This window comes from Flavobacterium sp. LAR06 (assembly GCF_041946075.1).
Taxonomy (GTDB): Bacteria; Bacteroidota; Bacteroidia; order Flavobacteriales; family Flavobacteriaceae; genus Flavobacterium.
Window position 1 is genome coordinate 366328 of record NZ_JAUTYT010000004.1, and the last position, 23018, is coordinate 389345.

21 protein-coding genes are annotated in these 23018 nt (G+C 33.4%); 16 read left to right on the top strand and 5 right to left on the bottom strand.

The genetic code is table 11. The annotated features are described in order from the left end of the window. Window positions 1-12: 12 nt before the first annotated feature. From Q7C23_RS08440 to Q7C23_RS08500, 13 genes are all read left to right on the top strand, one after another. Entirely contained in the window at window positions 13-396 is a 384-nt protein-coding gene (locus Q7C23_RS08440) for a RidA family protein (RefSeq protein WP_056186290.1), read from the top strand. Window positions 397-503: 107 nt separating this feature from the next. Beyond that, on the top strand, window positions 504-1760 hold the full coding sequence (locus Q7C23_RS08445) for a voltage-gated chloride channel family protein (protein ID WP_375032095.1): 1257 nt from the start codon (window positions 504-506) through the stop codon (window positions 1758-1760). A 70-nt stretch (window positions 1761-1830) separates the two neighbouring features. Continuing rightward, window positions 1831-3312 carry a rhomboid family intramembrane serine protease gene (locus Q7C23_RS08450; protein WP_375032096.1) on the top strand — a complete coding sequence of 494 codons (1482 nt, stop codon included), beginning with the start codon at window positions 1831-1833 and terminating at the stop codon, window positions 3310-3312. Between the two features lie 185 nt (window positions 3313-3497). Continuing rightward, window positions 3498-4502, top strand: a complete 1005-nt coding sequence (locus tag Q7C23_RS08455; RefSeq protein ID WP_375032097.1) for a bifunctional oligoribonuclease/PAP phosphatase NrnA — start codon at window positions 3498-3500, stop codon at window positions 4500-4502. Between the two features lie 6 nt (window positions 4503-4508). Continuing rightward, window positions 4509-5210, top strand: a complete 702-nt coding sequence (gldI, locus tag Q7C23_RS08460) for a gliding motility-associated peptidyl-prolyl isomerase GldI (RefSeq protein WP_375032098.1) — start codon at window positions 4509-4511, stop codon at window positions 5208-5210. A gap of 16 nt (window positions 5211-5226) precedes the next feature. Next, window positions 5227-6303: a peptidylprolyl isomerase gene (locus tag Q7C23_RS08465; protein ID WP_375032099.1), complete on the top strand. Its 1077-nt coding sequence runs from the start codon at window positions 5227-5229 to the stop codon at window positions 6301-6303. 40 nt (window positions 6304-6343) lie between these two features. Then, window positions 6344-7507: a peptidylprolyl isomerase gene (locus Q7C23_RS08470; protein ID WP_375032100.1), complete on the top strand. Its 1164-nt coding sequence runs from the start codon at window positions 6344-6346 to the stop codon at window positions 7505-7507. Between the two features lie 222 nt (window positions 7508-7729). After that, window positions 7730-8626 carry a DMT family transporter gene (locus Q7C23_RS08475; protein ID WP_375032101.1) on the top strand — a complete coding sequence of 299 codons (897 nt, stop codon included), beginning with the start codon at window positions 7730-7732 and terminating at the stop codon, window positions 8624-8626. A gap of 87 nt (window positions 8627-8713) precedes the next feature. Then, window positions 8714-9070, top strand: a complete 357-nt coding sequence (locus tag Q7C23_RS08480; protein WP_375032102.1) for a DoxX family protein — start codon at window positions 8714-8716, stop codon at window positions 9068-9070. A gap of 24 nt (window positions 9071-9094) precedes the next feature. Further along, complete coding sequence (gene aqpZ, locus Q7C23_RS08485; protein ID WP_375032103.1) at window positions 9095-9802, top strand: aquaporin Z; 708 nt, start codon at window positions 9095-9097, stop codon at window positions 9800-9802. A 112-nt stretch (window positions 9803-9914) separates the two neighbouring features. After that, window positions 9915-10742: a sterol desaturase family protein gene (locus tag Q7C23_RS08490; RefSeq protein WP_375032104.1), complete on the top strand. Its 828-nt coding sequence runs from the start codon at window positions 9915-9917 to the stop codon at window positions 10740-10742. A 120-nt stretch (window positions 10743-10862) separates the two neighbouring features. Next, the gene (locus Q7C23_RS08495; RefSeq protein ID WP_042563191.1) at window positions 10863-11141 is read left to right on the top strand and encodes a DUF2805 domain-containing protein; all 279 of its coding nucleotides are present in this window, start codon (window positions 10863-10865) and stop codon (window positions 11139-11141) included. A gap of 100 nt (window positions 11142-11241) precedes the next feature. Next, window positions 11242-13101: a peptidase M61 gene (locus tag Q7C23_RS08500; RefSeq protein WP_375032105.1), complete on the top strand. Its 1860-nt coding sequence runs from the start codon at window positions 11242-11244 to the stop codon at window positions 13099-13101. Window positions 13102-13275: 174 nt separating this feature from the next. On the opposite strand, the gene Q7C23_RS08505 is transcribed toward Q7C23_RS08500, so the two are convergent. Together Q7C23_RS08505 and Q7C23_RS08510 are read right to left on the bottom strand one after the other, a co-directional pair. Next, window positions 13276-13719: a hypothetical protein gene (locus tag Q7C23_RS08505; protein ID WP_375032106.1), complete on the bottom strand. Its 444-nt coding sequence runs from the start codon at window positions 13717-13719 to the stop codon at window positions 13276-13278. Window positions 13720-13789: 70 nt separating this feature from the next. Then, complete coding sequence (locus Q7C23_RS08510; RefSeq protein ID WP_375032107.1) at window positions 13790-16123, bottom strand: GH92 family glycosyl hydrolase; 2334 nt, start codon at window positions 16121-16123, stop codon at window positions 13790-13792. Window positions 16124-16302: 179 nt separating this feature from the next. On the opposite strand from Q7C23_RS08510, the gene Q7C23_RS08515 reads away from it, so the two are divergent. Then, a complete protein-coding gene (locus Q7C23_RS08515) occupies window positions 16303-16926 on the top strand; it encodes a M949_RS01915 family surface polysaccharide biosynthesis protein (protein WP_375032108.1) in 624 nt (207 codons plus the stop codon). 59 nt (window positions 16927-16985) lie between these two features. Then, complete coding sequence (locus Q7C23_RS08520) at window positions 16986-17444, top strand: hypothetical protein (RefSeq protein WP_375032109.1); 459 nt, start codon at window positions 16986-16988, stop codon at window positions 17442-17444. 26 nt (window positions 17445-17470) lie between these two features. Here the strand turns inward: Q7C23_RS08520 and Q7C23_RS08525 are convergent, their stop codons facing one another. Continuing rightward, window positions 17471-18067 (bottom strand): GNAT family N-acetyltransferase, encoded by a 597-nt coding sequence (locus tag Q7C23_RS08525; protein ID WP_375032110.1) that lies wholly within the window; start codon window positions 18065-18067, stop codon window positions 17471-17473. A 259-nt stretch (window positions 18068-18326) separates the two neighbouring features. Between Q7C23_RS08525 and Q7C23_RS08530 the strand changes: the two genes are divergently transcribed. After that, window positions 18327-21176, top strand: coding sequence for a M16 family metallopeptidase (locus tag Q7C23_RS08530; RefSeq protein WP_375032111.1), 2850 nt, complete (start codon window positions 18327-18329; stop codon window positions 21174-21176). A 50-nt stretch (window positions 21177-21226) separates the two neighbouring features. Here Q7C23_RS08530 and Q7C23_RS08535 read toward each other — a convergent pair whose 3' ends face one another. Both Q7C23_RS08535 and Q7C23_RS08540 read right to left on the bottom strand, forming a co-directional pair. Next, entirely contained in the window at window positions 21227-21583 is a 357-nt protein-coding gene (locus Q7C23_RS08535; RefSeq protein ID WP_375032112.1) for a hypothetical protein, read from the bottom strand. Window positions 21584-21682: 99 nt separating this feature from the next. Continuing rightward, a complete protein-coding gene (locus tag Q7C23_RS08540) occupies window positions 21683-22861 on the bottom strand; it encodes an AIR synthase related protein (RefSeq protein ID WP_375032113.1) in 1179 nt (392 codons plus the stop codon). Window positions 22862-23018: the final 157 nt, after the last annotated feature.

Here is a 23018-nt window from a genome sequence, read left to right on the forward strand (position 1 = left end):
AAAACAGAAGAAATGAAAAGAGAAAACATCTTGACAGGGTCACCATGGGAAGACAAAATGGGATATTGCCGTGCAGTACGAATTGGCAATATTATTGAAGTTTCGGGCACTGTGGCTATTGTTGATGGCGATAAAGTAAAAGCCGATGATGCTTATGCTCAAACTTATAATATTTTAGAACGTGTTGAAAAAGTACTGGAAGATTTGAATGTTGGAATGAAAGATGTTATCAGAACAAGAATTTTTACTACCAATATTTCAACTTTTGAAGAAGTTGCCAGAGCGCACTCTGCCTTCTTTAAAGACGTAAAACCTACAACTGGTTTTTATGAAATCAGTAAACTGGTTGCTCCTGAATATTTAGTTGAAATTGAATTTACAGCTGTTGTACAGTAAATATTTTTTTTGCCACAAATTCACGAATTAATATTTTAAAAATATCAAAACAGATATTTTTTTCTAAATTCGTGAATTCGTGGCGAAAAATCTGCCCTTCCTAATTGATGATCTCTCAAAAACTAAAAGAAATATTCCTGACTACTTTCAAATGGATTTTGATCTGTTTTTTGATAGGTATTTTGTCCGGATCGGCTTCAGCATTTTTTTTAGTTTCATTGGAATGGGTTACACAATTTAGAATTCACAACAACTGGATCGTCTGGCTATTGCCCTTAGGCGGATTAATCGTCGGATTCAGTTATTATTTTTGGGGAGAATCTGTTGTAAAAGGCAATAATTTATTGCTGGAAGAATACGAAAATCCAAAGAAAGTTATTCCGTTTAAAATGGCTCCTTTAGTTCTTTTAGGAACTTTAATCACACATTTATTTGGAGGTTCTGCGGGCCGTGAAGGAACTGCTGTACAAATGGGAGGCGCTATCGCAGACCAACTCACCAAAATTTTCAATTTAGACAATTCCGAAAGAAAAATATTGATTATTCTTGGAATCAGCGCCGGATTTGCCTCTGTTTTCGGAACTCCTTTGGCAGGTGCTATTTTTGCTTTGGAAGTTTTATACTTCAGTAAAATCAATATCAAAAGTATTATTTTATCTTTTCTTGTTGCTTACGCCGCTTACTTTACTGTCGAATTCTGGCAGGTAAAACATACCCATTATAGCATTCCCGATATTCCAGCAATCAATTTACACAATATCATATATACCGCAATTGTTGGTGTTTTATCGGGCTTTGCCGCTTTACTATTCTCCAGAAGTACTCATTTTTGGGGTTCTCTTTTTTCAAAAAACATCAAATATCCTCCATTACAACCTTTTATTGGCGGAATCATTTTAGCCATTGCAATTGCTGGTTTCGGTTTTACAAAATTCTCAGGATTAGGTGTTCCTGTTATTGTAGAATCCTTCTCAAACCAAAATCAATGGTATGATTTTTTGCTTAAAATATTATTTACAGGTTTTACTTTAGGTGCTGGCTTTAAAGGTGGCGAAGTGACTCCGTTATTTTTTGTTGGTGCAACTTTAGGAAGTGCTCTTTCTGCAATTATACCCATGCCAATCGCACTTTTAGCGGGAATAGGGTTTGTAGCTGTATTTTCAGGAGCTACCCACACTCCTATTGCCTGTACGATTATGGGAATGGAATTATTCGGAATTCAGCCTGGAATTTTCATTGCAATCGCCTGTACAATTGCCTATTTTTCTTCAGGTTCTGTTGGAATATATAAATCGCAGATTGTAAGGGGTGCAAAATATAAATTGTACCAGAAATTACAGAAAAAAGAATTGGAACATTTGTAGACAAATATTTTTTCTAAATAATTAAGACTTTTTTTGTAGTATTGTTTTTCCTAAATCAAATCTTACTACAATGGCATTTGGATTCCCAGCGAACTTTTCAGAATTAATTCCGTTAAACAATTTATCACAATCGGCCTTCATACTGTTGACAATCAGCATTTGTAAAAAACTAGATTGGAATTTGATTTCTGTTAACGAAAAAGAAGTTCTTGCTATTTCAAAAAATAAAAAGAAAACCTGGAATGAAACTATTACCATTGCATTTGATGAGGAGAACACTGCAATTGTTACAAGTTCATCAAACGGAAATCAATTTTACGATCGAGGACGAAATAAAAAAAACACTGACAATTTTTTAAACCTTTATTTCGAAGAATTAAAAGAAATTTCAAATCTAAATTTGAGTCAGGATGCTTTTCACGAACAAATTAAAATAGAACAAAAAAACCTTTCAACACTAAAAGAAACGGAACGAAAAATTACTTCATTTTATTCTGTTTTTTCAATTTTTATCCCAACAAAAGGCTATTTCATCACGCCAATTTTAATTTATTTAAATATTATATATTTTCTGATAATGATATTTTCAGGGGTTCATTTTTTTGCTCCAGAAGTTCAGGAAATAATTGATTGGGGAGGAAATTATGGTCCGCTTACTTATGAAAACCAATATTGGAGGCTATTGTCAGCCTGTTTTATACATATTGGATTTTTTCATTTAGCAGCCAATTGCATTACGCTTGCTTACGTTGGATTGCTTTTAGAACCTTATCTAAAAAAATGGAGTTTTCTAATTACATATTTATTCTGCGGAATCCTGGCAAGCTTAAGCAGTTTATATTGGAATAAGGACCTTGTAAGTGCTGGCCCATCGGGAGCTATATTTGGAATGTTTGGTGTTTTGCTGATTGCTGCTCTAGGAAAAAAAATAGACACAAAACTAACTGGTAAAATTGTCGTTCTGGTAGTTCTAAACATTTGTTACAGCTTTAGTGACGGAATTGACACTGCCGCTCATATAGGCGGATTTCTTGCAGGAATTGTTTTTGGCTTAACTGTTTTTATTTCGGGCGAAAAAAGAAAAATTGGGCTTACCTCTATTTACTCAGTCGCCATAATTTCAATTATTTGTCTCTATCTAAATTTCAAAAGTTCTCAAGTTTATATTTATCAGATAATGGAATATGAAAAAAGAATGCAAGAGTTTGTTGATATGGAAAAAATGGCTCTAGAAGCTTATAGTGTTCAATATGGCAATTCATATTCTGAAAATAAAGAAAGTACTCTGTATTTAATTAAAGACCGAGGTATTTATTATTGGAATGAAAATATTACTTTGATGACTGAACTGGATAAACTATATCTCCCAAAAGAAATTCACGAGCAAAATGAAAGATTGATCGAATATTGCAAATTGAGAATTAGCTTTTATGAACTTGCCTATAAAAAAATAGTGGAAAACAGCACTTTATATGATGAAAAAATGCTTGCTCTAAGCTTCAAAATATCAAGTGTTATGAATCAAATCAGTAAAGCAAAATCTAAGACTTAAATTAAAATTGGAATTTCGCTCTCCACATAAAACAAAATAACTTTCATCAAATTTCAAATACTATTTTAATAAAATAAAGTTCACTATAACTCATAACTAATAACTCTTAACTCATAATTTATAAAAGTGTGTTAATCTCCAAAATGTTTTCAACATTACATTAAAAAAATGTAAATTCGCACACTATGAAAATACAAGATATTCAGGAAATACAATTGTTGCTTGCGACTCCAAAGAAAATTGCAATTATACCGCACAGAGGACCAGATGGCGATGCTATGGGTTCTACTTTAGCTTTATACCATTTTTTATTAAAAAACAATCACCAGCCAACGGTTATTGCTCCTAATGATTTTCCTGACTTTTTAGCCTGGCTTCCAGGTTCAGAAACTGTAAAAATATTTGAAAAAGATACTGAAAACTGTACCAAAATATTAGAAGAAGCCGAGTTGATTTTTACACTTGACTTTAATGCTTTTCATCGTACAGGAGAAATGGAACATACTTTAGTAAAACTAACTGCTCCATTTATCATGATTGATCATCATCAAAAACCTGATGATTATGCTGCTTACACTTACTCTGATACATCATACGGATCAACTTGCGAAATGGTTTACAATTTCATTTCTTTTTTAAACAAAAAAGAAGATTTAGATAAAACCATTGCAACTTGTATCTATACCGGGATTTTAACCGATTCAGGATCATTCCGTTTTCCAGGAACTACGGGTAACACACATCGAATTATTGCAGAATTGATTGACTTAGGAGTTGAAAACACTCAGATTCCTGTTTTATTATTTGATAATAGTTCATACAGTCGTTTACAATTATTAGGACGTGCTTTGCAGAATATGAAAGTATTTGAAGAACATAAAACCTCTTATACTTCGCTTACTCAGGACGAACTTGACTCTTTTAATTATGTTAAAGGTGATACTGAAGGAATTGTAAATTATGGGTTAAGTATAAAAGGTATTGTTTTTACTGCTATTTTTATCGAAAATAAAGACGAGAAAATTATCAAAATTTCTTTCCGTTCACAAGGTGGATTTGATGTGAATCAGTTTGCCAGAGATCATTTTAATGGTGGAGGACATAGTAATGCTGCCGGTGGAAGATCAGATGTTTCGATGGAAGAAACCTTGAAAAAATTTGAAGATTTAGTAACTAAACTAAAAATATAACCTACTATGAACTACATAAAACTAAGCATTTACACGCTCCTTTTTGCTGTTTTATTGGTTAGCTGTAAACAACATGAAGATGCCAGAAGACCTATTTCGAGAGCCTCAGGATCTTTCATGAAAAAATCAGTTGATCGTAACAAAAAATTAATAGCAGACGAAGAAAATGTTATTAAGAAGATCATCAAAAGCAATCCAAAAGTAAAATATTACGCAACAAGAAAAGGTTATTGGCTTTCTTATGACGAAAGAAATCTAACCGAAACGCAAACTCCCCGAAAAGGAGATATTGCTTATTATAATTTGGAAGTAAAAGACATGAAAGGTAATGTGATTTATTCAGAAGCTGATCTTGGCCCACAAACTTATTATGTAGACAAACAAGAAATCATGATGGGATTACGTGATGGTATCAAACTAATGCATAAAAACGAAACCGTAACTTTCTTATTTCCATCGCATATTGCTTATGGATACCATGGCGACAACAAGAAAATTGGTCCTAATGAATCCTTAATCTGTACCGTTACCCTACGTAATTTTGTTCAGGATCCAGCAGCTCCAAAAGCGGCAGTTCCAGCGACACAAACTCCAACAGGGCAAACTGCACCTCCAACAACACCTGGACAAACTCCAAAACCTGTAGCAGCAAAACCTGCGGCAGTAAAACCAGCAGTTCAAACTAAAAAAGATACAATAAACCCATAAAAACAACATTTTAAAAATGAAAAAAAGTATTTTATTATTACTATTAGCCGTTACCTCATTTTATTCTTGTAAAGACGAGCATAGCAATTTGCCAGATGGTTTGTATGCTGACATTGAAACTAACAAAGGACACATTATTGTTGAATTGGATTATAAAAAAGCACCAATTACAGTAGCCAATTTTGTAACCTTAGCGGAAGGTAAAAACGAATTTGTAACCAAAGAATATCTTAAAGGAAAACCTTTCTATGATGGTTTAAAATTTCACAGAGTAATTGAAGATTTTATGATTCAAACCGGAGATCCTGAAGGAACTGGTTCTGGAGATACCGGATATAAATTTAAAGATGAAATCACTGATTTAAAATTTGACAAAGGTGGCGTTCTGGCAATGGCTAATAACGGTCCTGGAACGAACAGCAGCCAATTTTTCATCACACATGTTGAAACTCCGTGGTTAGATGGAAAACACACTATTTTTGGTCATGTAGTTGAAAAAGGGCAAGAAATAGTAAATCAGGTAAAACAAGACGATAAAATTGTTACTGTAACGATCATCAGAAATGGCGAGGCCGCTAAAAAGTTTGATGCTGTAAAAGTATTTCATGATTATTTTTCGGAAATAGCAAAAGAACAAAGTAAATATGCAGGCGTTCAAAAAGAAAAAGTAGAGGCTCTTGCTGCTTTAAAAGCTAAAGCTACAAAAACAAGTACTGGATTAGAATATGTAATTACTGAAAAAGGAACAGGAAAAAAACCTGCAACCGGAACTCAGGTTTACATTCACTATTCAGGTTTCTTAGAAAACGGAACTCTTTTTGATTCAAGTGTAGAAGAAGTTGCTACAACTTTTGGAAAATTTGATCCTGCAAGAGCTGAGGCAAAAGCATATCAGCCAATTCCTTTTACAGCGGGAAGCAAATCAGGTCTGATTCCAGGTTTTATTGAAGGAATTGAACAACTTTCATTTGGAGATAAGGCGGTTATTTTCATTCCATCTCATTTGGCTTATGGCGCAACTGGAGCTGGTAATGTTATTCCACCAAATGCTAATATTGTTTTCGAAATTCAATTATTAGAAAAACAACAATAATATATTTTAAAACTTATCATAGACTTAAATTCGGAATACGATGAAATTTAAATTTCTATTTTTATTTTGCCTTGCAATAGTAAATATGCAGGCTCAGACAACAAAAAAACCTGTCGCCAAGCCAAAAGCTGCGCCAACAAAAACAGTTGCAAAAGCAGATCCAAATGATGGTATTTTTGCTACTATTGCTACAACAAAAGGAGATATTGTTGTTTCTTTAGAATATGTAAAAGCTCCTGTTACGGTTGCTAACTTTATCTCTTTGGCAGAAGGTAAAAATCCTAATGTTAAAGTCGAAAAACTAAAAGGAAAGCCATTTTACGACGGATTAAAATTCCACAGAGTTATTAACGATTTCATGATTCAGGGTGGAGATCCTGATGGAAATGGTTCTGGAGGACCGGGCTATGCTTTTAAAGATGAGTTTAGAGAAGAATTAAAATTTGACAAAGGCGGTATTTTAGCAATGGCAAATTCTGGCCCTGCTACTAATGGAAGCCAGTTTTTTATCACACACAAAGAAACACCTTGGTTAAATGGCAAACATACTATTTTTGGACATGTAGTTTCTGGAATGGACAATGTAAATAAAATTGTTCAGGGTGATATTATGACAAAAATTACCATTACGCGTAAAGGTGCTGCAGCTAAGAAATTTGACGCTGTAAAAGTTTTTAGCGACTATGAAAAAAATCGGGAAGCTGATAAAAAAATAGAAGCTCAAAAACTAGAAGCACAAAAGGAACTAACTAAAAAAGTAGCTTCAGAAAAAGCTGCTTATTTTGCTGCCACTAAAGCAAAAGCAACAACAACTGCTTCTGGTTTAAAATATGTAATTACACAAAAAGGAACCGGAGTAAAAGGTGCTGAGGGATCAAACATCTACTTTCATTACGCAGGTTATTTTGAAGATGGAACCTTATTTGACAGCAGTATGCCAAGTGTAGCAAAAGCGTACGGTAAATATGATGCCAACAGAGATGCACAAGGCGGATACAAAGCTTTTCCTTTTACAGTAGGTAAAAAAGACGGAATGATTCCTGGGTTCATTGAAGCGCTTGACATGATGACTGACGGACAAAAAGCAATTTTCTTCCTGCCATCCAATTTAGCTTATGGAGAAAAAGGTGCCGGAGGTGTAATTCCGCCAAACGCCACTTTAATTTTTGAAATTGAAACGTATCAAAATCAACCTGTGAAGTAATTCATTCAGATTATTTTAACCAAAAATACAAAGCCATCAAATCACAGAATTTGGTGGCTTTTATATTTTAATTCCTTTTTATCATTCTGAGAAATATTCAATTTACACTTTAATCAGATCTTAAAAAATAGATAAAGAATAACGTTTGCCTCAATTTTATGCTAAATCACAAACAAAATAGCTTACCTTTGCCGGCTTAAATTTTTTAAAAAATAAATTCAGATGTCACAAAACAATGTATTAAAAGGAGTATTTTTAGTTGCTTTAGGAGCTACAACTTACGGGATGTTAGCCACTTTTGTAAAAATGGCCTATTCTGAAGGATACACAACCGCCGAAGTAACAACTTCTCAATTTGTTTTGGGGATTATTGGAATTCTGTTAATTAATACTTTTCAAAAAATAAAGCACAAAGACAAGGTGGTAAAAGCCACTCCAAAAAACATTTTTAGCTTAATGCTGGCTGGTACTTCTTTAGGAATGACAAGTTTGTTTTATTATTTGGCTGTCAAATACATTCCAGTTTCTATTGGAATCGTTTTATTGATGCAAACTGTTTGGATGGGTGTTTTACTGGAGATGATTTTAGAGAAAAAATTACCTTCAAAGCAAAAAGTAATTGCCGTTTTCATTGTCCTTATCGGAACTGTTTTGGCTACTAATATCATCAATAATGATATACAATTAGATTGGAGAGGACTGGCTTGGGGAGTAATGGCTGCGACTTCTTTCACTACAACTATGTTTACCGCAAATCGTGTTGCTACTGAAATTTCATCAGCACAGCGTAGTTTATATATGCTTTTAGGAGGTGCCGTAATTGTTTTTTCATTTGCATTTGTTACTCAGGTAACGCCATTTAATCTGGAGATTTTTATGAAATGGGGAATTGTGTTATCTCTATTTGGAACTATCATCCCTCCGATGCTTATGAATGCAGGTTTTCCGTTAACCGGAATTGGTTTAGGAAGTATTGTTTCTGCTTTAGAATTACCTGTTTCGGCAATGATGGCTTATGTACTTTTAAACGAAAAAGTTATCTTTTCTCAATGGGTTGGAATTGTTTTAATTATCCTCGCCATTATTATAATGAATGTAAATTTTAAACGTAAAAACTAGTTCATTTTATATACTATCAAAAAAAAGCTTCTTGTAATGCAATAATTGTTAATTTTTTTATAAATTCGTGATAAACAATAAGATATCATGAACTTACCCTGGCATTTATATTTAATGGCTTTTCTGTATATAATTGCCGGAATTAATCATTTTAGAAGCCCAGGAATGTACATTCGAATCATTCCACCTATATTTAAAAACCCTAAATTAATAAATACTTTAAGTGGAGCTGCCGAAATACTATTTGGTGTTCTGCTGATGTTTCCTTTCTCAAAAAGATTTGCTGCATGGGGAATTATAGCATTATTGATTGCTATTTTTCCTGCTAACCTCTTCATGTTTCAAGATAAAAAAGCTGGTTTTTGCTTGCCAAAATGGATTTTATTTATACGTTTACCTTTACAAATTATTTTGATTTATTGGGCTTACCAATATACATTCTAACATTAACCATTAAATTATTTTATTATGAAAAAATTATTTGCAGAATTTTTCGGAACCTATTGGCTTGTATTTGGAGGTTGCGGAAGCGCCATTTTTGCTGCTGGAATTCCTGAATTAGGAATTGGATTTGCCGGTGTAGCCTTAGCTTTTGGTTTAACTGTATTAACAATGGCTTATGCTGTTGGGCATATATCAGGCGGGCATTTTAATCCTGCTGTATCTTTTGGTTTATGGGCTGGAGGAAGATTTTCTGCCAAAGATTTAATTCCATACATCATCGCACAATGTGTTGGTGCAGTTGCAGCAGCAGGAACTTTGTACACAATTGCTTCAGGAAAAGCAGGTTTTGCAATTGATAACACTAAAGCCGGGGCTTTTGCGTCTAATGGTTTTGGCGCATTTTCTCCAGATGGATATTCTTTACAATCGGCTTTTATTGCTGAGTTTGTACTAACATTGTTCTTCTTACTAATCATTTTAGGAGCAACTGATAAATTTGCAAACGGAAGATTCGCCGGCATCGCCATCGGATTAGGTTTAACTTTAATTCACTTAATAAGTATTCCTATTACCAATACTTCTGTAAATCCTGCAAGATCATTATCACAAGCTGTTTTTGTTGGTGGAGAACCACTATCTCAGGTTTGGTTGTTTTGGGTTGCACCAATTTTAGGAGCTATTGTGGCTGGTTTTATTTATAAGTCATTGCTTCAGAATCAGGACGCGGCGTAATTTTTTTACTCAATTATAAAATTTTAAGAGAAAATCAGATATATTTATATTTGATTTTCTCTTTTTTTATTGCTTTATTTTGATGAATGGCTTCCTTTAAAATCGCATTATCATGAATGATATTATTGCTTATTTCAGTACAATTCCGTCTTCGCACCGAAGTTTGATTCTAGTTGGAGGAATCACTATTTTTTGGTTAATTGAAAATACGTTCCCCTTATTTCAAATGCAATACAGAAAATGGCATCACGCCGGAATCAACTTTTTCCTGACACTTACTACAATTATTGTCAATTTTGTTTTGGCTTTTATCCTGATTAAAACGGCCAGCTGGACGACAGAAAATCATTTCGGAATCCTGCAATGGTTACCTGAAATTCCTATTTGGCTGCATACTATTATTGGATTGCTTCTTTTGGATTTAATTGGCGCTTACCTGGCACATTTTGTTCAGCATAAAGTAAAATTTCTGTGGCGATTTCATCTTATTCATCATACTGATACGTGGATTGACACTACAACGGCCAACAGACATCATCCAGGAGAAAGTGTTATTCGCTTTTTATTTACCACTGCCGGTGTTTTAATTGTAGGAAGTCCGATGTGGATGGTTTTTCTATATCAATCCTTATCTGTGGTTGCTTCTCAGTTTAATCATGCCAATATTTCCCTACCAAATAAATTAGATGTTTTTCTGAGTTATTTCATTGTATCTCCCAATATGCATAAAGTTCATCACCATTATGTTTTGCCATACACAGATAGTAATTATGGTAACATTTTTTCTGTTTGGGATCGGCTTTTTGGCACTTTTACAACGCTCCCAAAAGGAGAATTAATATATGGAGTTGACACGCATATGGCCCCCGAAGAGCACAACAAATTGAAAAATCTGCTACAAATTCCGTTTCAAAAATCAAGATCAATAAAAAACAGTTAAAATCATTAAAAAAAACATCCCTGATCGAACCAACTAATTATTTTTTTTATTAATATTGATACTTAAATTGAAAATCAATCTATTAATCATTAACCCCTATTTTGAATTAATTTTCACGTGATGAAAAAGAGTAACCGCAAAGAGTTGAGCTGGGAACAAACAGAAAAACTTGTTTCGCTAGCCTTGGAAGAAAGAAATCCATTTGAAATTATTAAAAAAGAATTTGGATTGGCAGAAAAAGAAGTTTTGGAAATCATGAAAAAGAAAATGCCGCTTGAAAAATTTGAAATGTGGAAAAAGAAGGCAATTGCAAATAAACCGAAACCAAAACCAGTTAAAATAGACGATTTTGATGAAGATTTGGATGGTAAATATTATATAAAGAACAAACTCGACTAGCATAAAACTCCTGTAATTCAGGAGTTTTTTTTATTTTTATATAAGTATTGTAACAATTTTCAATTTTATCAGTCAAATACACATAACTAAACGCGAACAAATGAAAAAAATAATTTACACCTTAGCTCTTGCTGTAACACTATGGAGCTGTAAAACAGGTAGTACATCAGGCGCTGCAAAAAGCAACACTGTAGATGTAAACATCAATCTTGTCGATGTGAAAGACGACAAAGTTTTGGTAACCGTTACTCCTCCTTCAATTAAAACAGACGAAATTATCTACAGTATTCCAAAAACAGTTCCGGGAACGTATTCTACGGATAATTACGGAAAATATTCAGATGGTTTTAAAGCTTTTGATGCTAAAGGAAATGAATTAACAGTAAAAAGAATTGACGATAATTCATGGTCAATTTCGAATGCAAAAACATTAAAAAAGATTACTTATTTAGTTGGAGATACTTTTGATACCGAAAAAGGAACTGGATTTGGTAATGACGATGTTTTTTCGCCAGCAGGAACTAATATCAATGCAGGAGTTAACTTCATGGTTAACACGCATGGTTTTGTAGGTTATTTTAAAGATAAACTAGATGTTCCATATAATGTTACGATTACACATCCTGAAACATTATGGGGAGCAACTTCAATGACTGATGAAGATGCAAGTAAAACAAATGACGTTTTTAAAACTCCTCGTTATGCTATTTTGGTGGAAAATCCAATTATGTATTCTAAGCCAGACTACACTACATTCAACGTTAATGGAATGGATATCTTGATTGCTGTTTATTCTCCAACAGGAAAATTTACTGCAGAAAGCATTACTCCGGAAATGAAAACAATGATGACGGCTCAGAAAAACTTTTTAGGAAAAGTAAATGCTACTAAAAAATATACCGTTTTATTATATTTATCAAGCATGGCTAAAGATGATGCACATGGTTTTGGAGCTTTAGAGCATCCAACGGCAACTACAGTTGTTTTACCTGAATCAATGCCAAAAGAAAAATTAGTAGAATCGATGAAAGATGTCGTTTCACATGAATTTTTTCATATTGTGACTCCACTTACCATCCACTCAAAAGAAATTCAGTATTTTGACTATAATGCTCCTCAAATGTCTGAACATTTATGGATGTATGAAGGTGTAACGGAATATTTTGCGAATCTTTTCCAAATCAATCAGGGATTAATTAATGAAGCAGAATTTTATACTCGTATAGCAGACAAAATTGAACAGGCTAAAGGCTTAAATGATACAATGTCGTTTACTGTAATGAGTAAAAATGTTTTAGAGCAGCCTTATAAAGATCAATACTTAAACGTATATCAAAAAGGAGCTTTAATCGGAATGTGCATTGATATTATCATTAGAGAGAAAAGCAACGGAGAAAGAGGTATTCTTGATTTAATGCATAAATTAGCTAATGAATATGGTGTTGAAAAACCATTTAATGACAATGAACTTTTTGCAAAAATTACCCAATTGACTTATCCTGAAGTTGGTGAATTCTTAACTAAATATGTGGCTGGAACTACTCCAATTCCTTATGATTTTTATTTAGCAAAAGTAGGCGTAACAAAAGCAACTGAGAAAAAACCAGGGTCAATTTTCATTAAAGGACAAACTCCTTATATTGGTGTTGACAAAGCAACGAAAGCGATTAGTGTACGTGCTGATATTGACTTGAACGTATTCTTTACTAATTTAAATCTTAAAGGTGGTGATGGAATTGTTTCTATTAATGATAAAGCATACAACTTAGACAACATTTATGATTTAATTGGAGAAAGTGAAAACTGGAAAGAAAATGATCCTATTACAGTTAAAATAAAACGTGCCGGTGTTGAACAGACTATCAAAGGAACTGTGAAATTACCATACGAAGAAACAGAAACTTTTAAAGCAACAGACGCTTCTAAAGAGAAACTAAAAAATGCATGGTTGAAAGGATAATTTTCCTTTAATGAATGAACAAAAAAACCGACAAGTGATTGTCGGTTTTTTTTATGGTATTTTGACGTTTGCTTTTTCATGTCGACGAAGGAGATCTCATAAAGTAAAGACATACAGTTCGTCGCTCTCTGAATGTGATTTCTCGTTCCTCGAAATGACACAAAATAGGCGTAATTATTTTTTAACTGGAAACTTCCAAGCAAATTCATCTTTTTCATTGATGATTGCTCCAACTTCGAATTTTACAACTTCATCAAATTCAGTTTGAAGAATAAACCAATTGTCTTCATTAAAGTAATTTTCAAAAGTGTCAAAAGTTTCCTGAGTGTATTTTGTGATTCCTTTTGTTGCTAAATCTTTCTTTACATCTGCAATTTTCCTTCCAATAATCTTAAATCCAAAAACTTCTAAATCATTGCTTGACGCTACTAAATAACCTAATTTCAGTTCTTCTTCTTCATAAAATGTCAATCTGATTTTATGCGCATTGTAAACGAAAATCACATTATCATCTTCGTCTTTATAGTTTTTATCAGGTTTGCCAAAAACAGCTGTAACATCATTTTGCTTCATTCCGAAAAGCAATTTATCAATTCCTGATTTTAGATTTATTTTCATAATTCGTGTCTTTTATTTGAGATGCAAATTTCGTGAAGTTTTTTCAAAATCTGTCACGTTTGTCTTTTTATTAATTTTGATAATTCTTCTTGTTCGGTTTACTACTCATATAAAACGTGATTTTTCCACCATTCATAACATCTCCATGTTTTAGAAAAGGTTTCGATAATTCTTTTCCGTTTAAAAGTACTTTGCTCACAAATACATTTTTATCCGACTGATTTACTGTTTCAACTTCAAATGTTTTTCCGTTTTCTAAATTGAAAACAGCATTTTTCACCAGCGGACTTCCTAATGCATATTCATCAGAGCCCGGTGCCACAGGGTAAAATCCTAAACTGCTAAAAATATACCAAGCGCTCATTTGCCCGAAATCATCATTTCCTCCTAAACCGTCTGCACCATTTCGGTACATTTTTTTCAGGATCATTCTTATTTTATCTTGTGCTTTCCAAGGAGAATTGGTCCAATTGTATAAATATACAACGTGGTGCGAAGGTTCATTTCCATGAACATAATTTCCAATAATTCCTTCTCTGGTAATATCTTCTGTATTCTCAAAATATTTGTCCGGCAAATGCATATTGAATAACGAATCTAAACGAACATTGAATTTGTCATTTCCACCCATAATCTTAATCATTTCGGCTGGATCTTGCGGTACGTACAAGCTGTAATTCCATGAATTTCCTTCAATAAAACCTTGTCCGTGCGTATCTAATGGATCAAATTCTTTTTTGAAAGTTCCGTCATTTAGTTTAGGACGCATAAAACCTGTTTTAGCATCATAAACGTTTTTATAATTTTTAGATCTTTCGATGAATTCATTATAAATTTCTGTTTTACCTAATTTTTTAGCAGCCTGTGCAATCGCCCAATCATCATAAGCATATTCTAAAGTTTTTGAAACCGAAGAACCATTTTTATCTTCAGGAACATAACCCATTTTCATATAATATTCCAATCCGTCATAATATGGTACTTTTGCTGTGTTCACACAAGCCTGAAGTGCTTTTTCCGGATCAAAATTGGTATTGCCTTTCACAATGGCATCAGCCACTACAGAAACCGAATGATAGCCAATCATACACCAGTTTTCATTCGCATAATGCGACCAGATTGGCAGCATTTTATGCACACTTTGCTCCGAATGTACCAGCATCGAATTCACCATATCTGAATTTCTTGTTGGCTGTACAATATTAAAAAACGGATGCAACGCTCTGTAAGTATCCCATAAAGAATAGCTTGTATAATTTTTAAAGTTATCTGCTTTATGAACGTTCATATCCAAACCTTTATAATTTCCATCTAAATCCATGTATTCCGTTGGACCTAAAAAGGCGTGGTACATGGCAGTGTAAAAATTGACATAATCTTCTTTTTGAATGGCGTCAATCTGAATTTTATTCAACTCATTATTCCACACTTCCTGACTTTGTTTTTTTACTTTTTCAAAATCCCAGCCCGGAACTTCTTTCTTCATGTTTTCTAACGCTCCGGCAGAACTCACTGGAGATAAAGCCATTTTTATTTTGATTTTTTCTCCTTCTGCGGTATTAAAGTCAAAAAACAATTTTAGATTTTGACCTGCCATTTCCGGGAAATTTTTGGTTTGATCAAATCTTCCCCAAAAACCTCTGTAAACACTTTTTTCCTGTGCAGCTTGTCCGTAACTCTTAATGGGCTTACTGAAAGACATTGCAAAATAAACGGTTCTCGTTCTTGCCCAACCGTTTGTTTGTCTATATCCGGTAATTAAAGTATCATTTTCCACTCGAACAAATGTCCAGACATTCTTTTTATCGTAATTGTAAATTCCCGAAGTTAAATCCAGAATAATATGCGCTTCGTCCGATTTTGGAAAAGTATATTGATGCATTCCAACACGAGTTGTTGCTGTCAATTCTGCTTTGATATTATGATCTTCTAAAACAACACTGTAATAAGCGGGTTCAGCCTTTTCGGTTGTATGAGAAAATGCAGAACGATATCCTGATTGAGATTTTGAAGCCACTCCCGGATTCAATTGCAACTTACCCGTTGTTGGCATAATTAGAAAATCACCTAAATCAGAATGTCCTGTTCCGCTGAAATGAGTATGACTGAAACCAACGATCGTTTTATCTTCATATTGATATCCTGCACAATATTTATAAACCTCACCGTTATATTTTCCGTTTAAGCCATAAGCAATCGTATCTGTTTCCGGACTTAATTGTACACTTCCAAAAGGCACTGTTGCACCAGGATAAGTATGTCCCATTCTCGCTGTTCCGATCATGGGATCGACGTATTGAATCAAACTTCGCTTTTCATTTACTTTTTTCTGTGCATTGGCAACGTATCCAAGCATTAAAAATGACAATCCAAAAAGAATCTTTTTACAATTTACTCTATTCATTGGGTATTTTATTTAATCATTATTTTTTGAATAAAACAATATCAGGCATTTACTAAAACGTTTTATCAATACTTTTAGGTTAGAAAAATACAATAAAATATGCTTTTTAAAAAATATAAATTACTCTGAGTTTAAAACGTTTTAAATATCTTTGAGTTACTAAAAATATAATCCCATTCATGAAAAATTATATTTTCATTCTGCTTCATTTAACTGCGACATTTATATATGCTCAAAAAGTCGAAAGTTACAGACTGACAAAAGAGCAAATTACAGAACGAGAACTGGACGGCGTTTCAGATTTTCCAATATACAAAGCGTTTGAGTACAGTGATAAAGGCGGTGTTTATGAATTACTGTTATGTGAAAATCAAAAAAAAATTAATAAAAAAGATACTTTAAATACTAAAATTCAAGCCATTTGTTCTATCAATGATCATGGTGGTTTTCTCGAAAAATGGCGAATAAACGATCTACTTGAAATCACAGAACCACAAGAAACCAACATCTGGTTTTGGACGAAATATTGCAGTACTAAAGATCTTGATGGAGATGGTTATATTGAACCCATTATTATTTATGGAACAAGAAATGAAGACGACGAAATAAGCCGAGTGAAAATCATTACCGTTTATAAAAATAAAAAATATGTAATTCGCGCAGTTGAATGTGTTTTCGATGAATGCAGGAGTTTTAAAAAAGATGCGAATTGGAATTTATTACCGCAGAAAATAAAGGTTTATGTAGATAACTTAGTCGAGAAAATAAGAAAGGAACAGGGGTTATTATTGAAAGATCGGTAGTTAACTCTAACTCAATAACAATAAAGTTTTCAACTTTAATGAATCAACTTTCATGAATTATGAAAAAATATATATTAATTGCTTCAACAGTTATACTATGTATTATAACTTACTCTTGTTCTCAAAAAAAAGAAAATAAAGATCCGAATTTGAGAGATTATTGTACGATTATTTTTGAATCAAATAAGAAAAGTATTTATGTAACTTATGATTACAGTTTTTCAGAAGAATTGGTTAAGCAGAAAAATGGGAAATACGAAAAAGTACAAAAGAAGTTAAATTTTACTAAGAAGGAGTGTGACAGTTTGGCAAAATACGCCTACCAAATCATAAAAAATCCAGCTCTTTCTCATACAATGCTAACTTGTGGCGCTGGCGAAAATATATCAATCGAAATCAGTTATTGCAGTACCAGTATTTCATGCAAATATTCATCGATAGATAGTTGGTCTTCATTGTCAAAAGACAACAGAAAATTATATACTCTCTTGAGTTCTAAAACTGGAATTCCAAAATAATGACTATTATTAGAATTCCTAGTCAATTATAATTTCCCTTTCAGATTTTCTTTTACTTCGTCAAACCATTCGTTTTTAAGAATACTTAAAACTATCGAATCACGGCGAACCTCGCTGTTTGCGGTTGGCATGTGGCTTCTTAAAACACCTTCGACTTTACATCCGATGCTTTTCATCGCAGCGATACTTCTTTCGTTGTTATTATCAGCACGGAATTCTACACGTTCCATTCCCAAAGTTTCGAAGGCAAATTGAAGTAATAAGAATTTACAATGTTTGTTAAGACCGGTACCTCTAAAAGCAGAGCCGTACCAGGTGTAGCCTAATTGTAAAGTTTTATATTGAAGCTGAATATCATAAAAACGAGTCGAACCTGCATATTTTTGAGATTTTTTATCGAAAACGATAAATGGGAATTCTCTTTTTTCTTCTCTTGCTTTTAGTGCCGACTCAACATAATTAATGAGGTTTTCTTTTCCATCTGCTCCTACTAAAGAATATTTCCAGGTTTCTGGTTCGTTGATGGAGATTTCTAATAGATTTTCGATGTCGGTGGGTTCTAGCGGACGAAGTAAAACCATTTCGTCTTCGAGTACTACATTTTGAGGAAAATTCAAATTCATGTCTACCTTATTTTGGATGAATACAAAGAAACGAAGTTCTTTTAAACATTGATCATATGAACTGTCAAAAATGATCGAATAAAAATTAAAAACCAAGTTTTACAACCAACCGCATTTGTGCTTATTTCAGTCAAAAATTAACAAAATTTAACTTATTAACATTCAATAATTTATTCTTTTTATTTCATTAATTTCGTTGTAAGATCAATAACCAAATTAGTTAAAATAAAAATCAAGTTTCAACTACAAAAGCCAAACCATGAAATCAAACCCTTTTTTAATACTTCTCTTTGTTTTTTTTACTGGATTTTATTCTTATTCGCAAAATCAGAATAAAACAAGCCAGTCGAAGGAATTTAAGGTAGAATTTGAACAGTTTACATTAGATAACGGACTAAATGTAATTTTTCATATTGATCGATCTGATCCGGTTGTTGCTGTCGCTTTGACCTGTCATGTAGGATCAGCCAGAGAGACTACAGGCCGTACTGGATTTGCCCATTTATTTGAACATTTACTTTTTCTCGAATCAGAAAACTTAGGAAAAGGAGGACTTGATAAAATGAGCGCACGAATTGGTGGCTCTGGTGCGAATGGTTCAACAAGCAGAGATCGTACGAATTATTATCAAACGGTACCTAAAGATGCTTTGGAAAAAATGATTTGGGCCGAAGCCGATAAACTGGGTTATTTTATTAACACTGTAACAGATCCTGTTCTTTCCAAAGAAAAACAAGTAGTTAAAAATGAAAAAAGACAGAGTTACGATAATAGACCTTACGGAAATACTTTTGCCGTAATTGATAAAAATCTATATCCTGCTTCACATCCGTATAGCTGGGAAGTTATTGGTTCTTTGGAAGATTTACAAAATGCGACATTAGATGACGTAAAAAACTTCTACAATCGCTGGTATGTGCCTAATAATGTAACGTTAACCATTGCTGGTGATTTTGATACAAATCAAGCAAAAAAATGGGTGGAAAAATACTTTGGCGAAATAAAACGTGGCGTAGATATTCCGAATATGGAGAAGCAACCTGTAACGCTTACAGCATCTAAAAAACTTTATTATGAAGATAATTTTGCCCGTTTACCGCAATTAACTATTACATGGCCATCTGTTTATAAATATCACCCTGATAGTTATGCCTTAGAAGTTTTGGCCAATTACCTTTCAAGGGGTAAAAAAGCACCTCTATACAAAACACTTGTAGAAGACAAAAAATTGACTGACGATGTCGATATGTCTCAATATAATTCTGAAATAGCGGGACAGTATCTCGTTCAGGTTACTGCTTTTGATAAAACAAATTTAAATGAAGTACAAAAAGGAATAAACGAATCGTTTAAAAATTTTGAAGCCGAAGGAATTTCACAACAGGATTTAAACAGAATTAAAGCCACACAGGAAACCGCCTTTTACAATGATTTAGCAAGTGTTCTGGGAAAAGGATTTCAATTGGCCCAATATAAGATTTATGCGGGAACGCCAGATTATATTAATCAGGATATAAAAAATATTCTTGCAGTAACTTCTGAAGATGTTACGCGGGTTTATAATACATATATAAAAGGAAAACATTTTGTAGCTACGAGTTTCGTACCAAAAGGTCAGGCCAATTTAGCTTTGGAAGGTTCTGAGTTAGCTGTGCTTGAGGAAGAAAAAATAATTAACGGTAAAGAGGATACTTTTGATGCCAGTATTGCAGCTACGTATAAAAAAACACCTTCAGCTTTTGACAGAAGTGTAGAGCCTCCCTACGGAGAAAGCCCTAATGTAAAATTGCCTGTGGTCTGGAAAAAGAAATTATCATCTGGTATAAACGTTTTGGGAATTGAAAACCATGAAGTACCTCTTGTTCAGTTTCAATTACAAATTAAGGGCGGAATGCTTTTAGAAACTGCAAATAAAATAGGCATTTCTAATATGATGGCAGAATTGATGACAAAAGGAACAAAAAACAAAACACCTGAACAATTAGAAAATGCAATCGAAAGTCTTGGTGCAGTAATTAAAGCCTATGCAACTGATGAAGCTGTTTTTATTAAGGGAAATACACTGGCAAAGAACTATAACGAAACAATGAAACTGGTTCAGGAAATAATACTTCAACCACGTTGGGATGCAAAAGAATTTGATTTAATCAAACAAAGTACTTTAAGCAAAATTCTACAGCAAAAAGCAAGTCCAAACGATATTGCAGACAATGAGTTTAAAAAAATAATTCACGGCGAAGCATCTATTCTGTCCAATAACAATATTGGAACCGAGAATTCTGTAAAAAACACTACTATTGAAGATTTGAAAAACTACTATACGAAGAATATTTCTCCCTCTGTTTCTAATTTTCAAATTGTTGGTGCCATTTCGGAGTCAGATGTGAATAGTTCATTAAATTCATTAAATGAAGAATGGAAGTCGAAAGATATTATTATTCCTAAAATAGAAAGCACAAAAGGAGTAGCCAAATCAAAAATTTATTTTTATGACGTTCCTGATGCAAAACAATCTGTTATTCGAATAGGATATCTTGCTCTTGCCGCTACTGACAAAGATTTTTATCCTGCCAAAGTAATGAATTACCGTTTGGGAGGAGGTGGCTTTGCCTCTGAACTGACACAACAATTAAGAGAAGGAAAAGGATATACGTATGGTATTTCATCTATGTTTGAAGGTTCAAACAACAAAGGTTCATTTTCTATTGAAAGTGGTGTACGATCTAACATAACCTATGAATCAATTAGTTTGATAAAAGAAATAACAGAGCAGTACGGTAAAAAATTCAGCAAGAGCGATCTTGATGTCACTAAAGACTTTTTAATTAAAAGTAATGCAAGGGCATTTGAAACTTTATCAGCTAAACTGAATATGCTTTATGAGATCGGCAACTATAACTTTCCAAATGACTATGCTAAACAGCGTGAAAACATTGTAAAAGGTATGACAATTGAGGAGATTCAAAAACTTGCCGACAAATATTTAAACGTAAATGAAATGATTTATGTAGTAGCAGGTGACGCAAAAACGCAGCTGCCAAAATTAGAACAAGTTGGTTTTGGAGCACCAATTCTTTTAAATCCATCGACAGAAATGGCGAAAAATTAGAATTGCATATAAATAAAAACTGTCCCTAAAATTGGGACAGTTCTTTATAATTATTCGCTCATTTCATCGTAACGTTCCGGCACTTGCGGGTCGTATAACGGGCATTTGAATTCTTCCATTAGCTCGACCAGCTTATTCATGGTTTTGCCTTCGGTTCCGTAACAGTCGATTTTGATGCTTTGTGGAGTTGAAATAACCTGGAATGCACCTTTACCTTTTGTGTTTTGCCAGCTGTTCTCATCTACTTTTTCCCATTCTGAGAATACTGAAGCGATTCGGTTAAAGATTACCTCGACCGGAAGTGTTTCTAATCCCTCAACTTCTTCTTTTTCAAGAAGTGCTTCATAAACTTCATGATGATTTAAATAAATCTCATCCAAATATCTCCAAAAAAGTAGTTCGTACATGAGTGATATGTTTTTTAAACCATATAAGCGATACAAGTCCATTAAAGTTTTTCTGAAGCTTATTAAACGAACTTATATACTTATATGGTGAAATATTTTTTAATATTCAAAAGTTCCGTATTCGCTGCTAATTGTCAATTTCTTAGCATCAGCTGCTTCTACTCTACCAACGATTTGTGCATCTACATTGAATGATTTTGAAATCGCAATAATATCCTGAGCAATATTTTCAGGAACATAGATTTCCATACGGTGACCGCAATTGAAAACCTGATACATTTCTTTCCAATCGGTTTTTGATTGTTCCTGAATTAACTTGAACAATGGTGGAATCGGGAATAAATTATCTTTTATAATGTGTAAATTTTGAACGAAATGAAGAATTTTAGTCTGCGCTCCTCCACTGCAATGTACCATTCCGTGAATTTCATTTGGCGTATAAGTATCTAAAATTTTCTTGATAATTGGCGCATAAGTTCTTGTTGGAGAAAGTACCAGCTGACCAGCGTTTATTGGACTGTTCTCTACTTCATCTGTTAGATTTACCTGACCTGAATAAATTAATTCTTCAGGAACAAGAGCATCATAACTTTCCGGATATTTTTTAGCTAAATATTTTCCGAATACATCGTGACGTGCCGATGTCAATCCGTTACTTCCCATTCCGCCATTATAGCCTTTTTCGTAAGTTGCCTGACCAAAAGATGCCAAACCAACAATTACATCGCCTGCTTTAATATTGGCATTATCAACAACATCGCTGCGTTTCATACGAGCTGTTACGGTCGAATCTACAATAATAGTGCGAACTACATCTCCAACATCGGCAGTTTCTCCACCTGTTGAATGAATGGTTACACCGAAAGATTTTAGTTCGTTGATTAATTCTTCTGTTCCGTTGATAATGGCCGAAATAACTTCAGCAGGAATTAAGTTTTTATTTCTTCCTATAGTAGAAGAAAGCAGGATATTATCTGTTGCACCAACACATAATAAATCATCAATATTCATGATTAAAGCATCCTGAGCAATTCCTTTCCAAACTGAAATATCGCCAGTTTCTTTCCAGTACATATACGCCAAAGACGATTTTGTTCCGGCTCCGTCAGCGTGCATAATTAAGCAATGATCTGAATCCTGAGTTAAGTAATCAGGGACAATTTTGCAGAATGCCTGAGGAAATAAACCTTTATCAATATTTTTAATGGCGTTGTGTACGTCTTCTTTTGATGCTGAAACACCTCTTTGCGCGTACCTTTTGCTAGAATCTGAACTCATGAAAATTAGTTTGTGTTGATGTGATGCAAAGATAATCCCTTTTTTTAATTCTTTGATTGATTCGGATGTTGATTGTAAAAAAGTTTGCCACGAATTACACAAATTTTCACTAATTTTTTTCTTAAAAAGCAAAAATCATCCTTATCGGATGATTTTT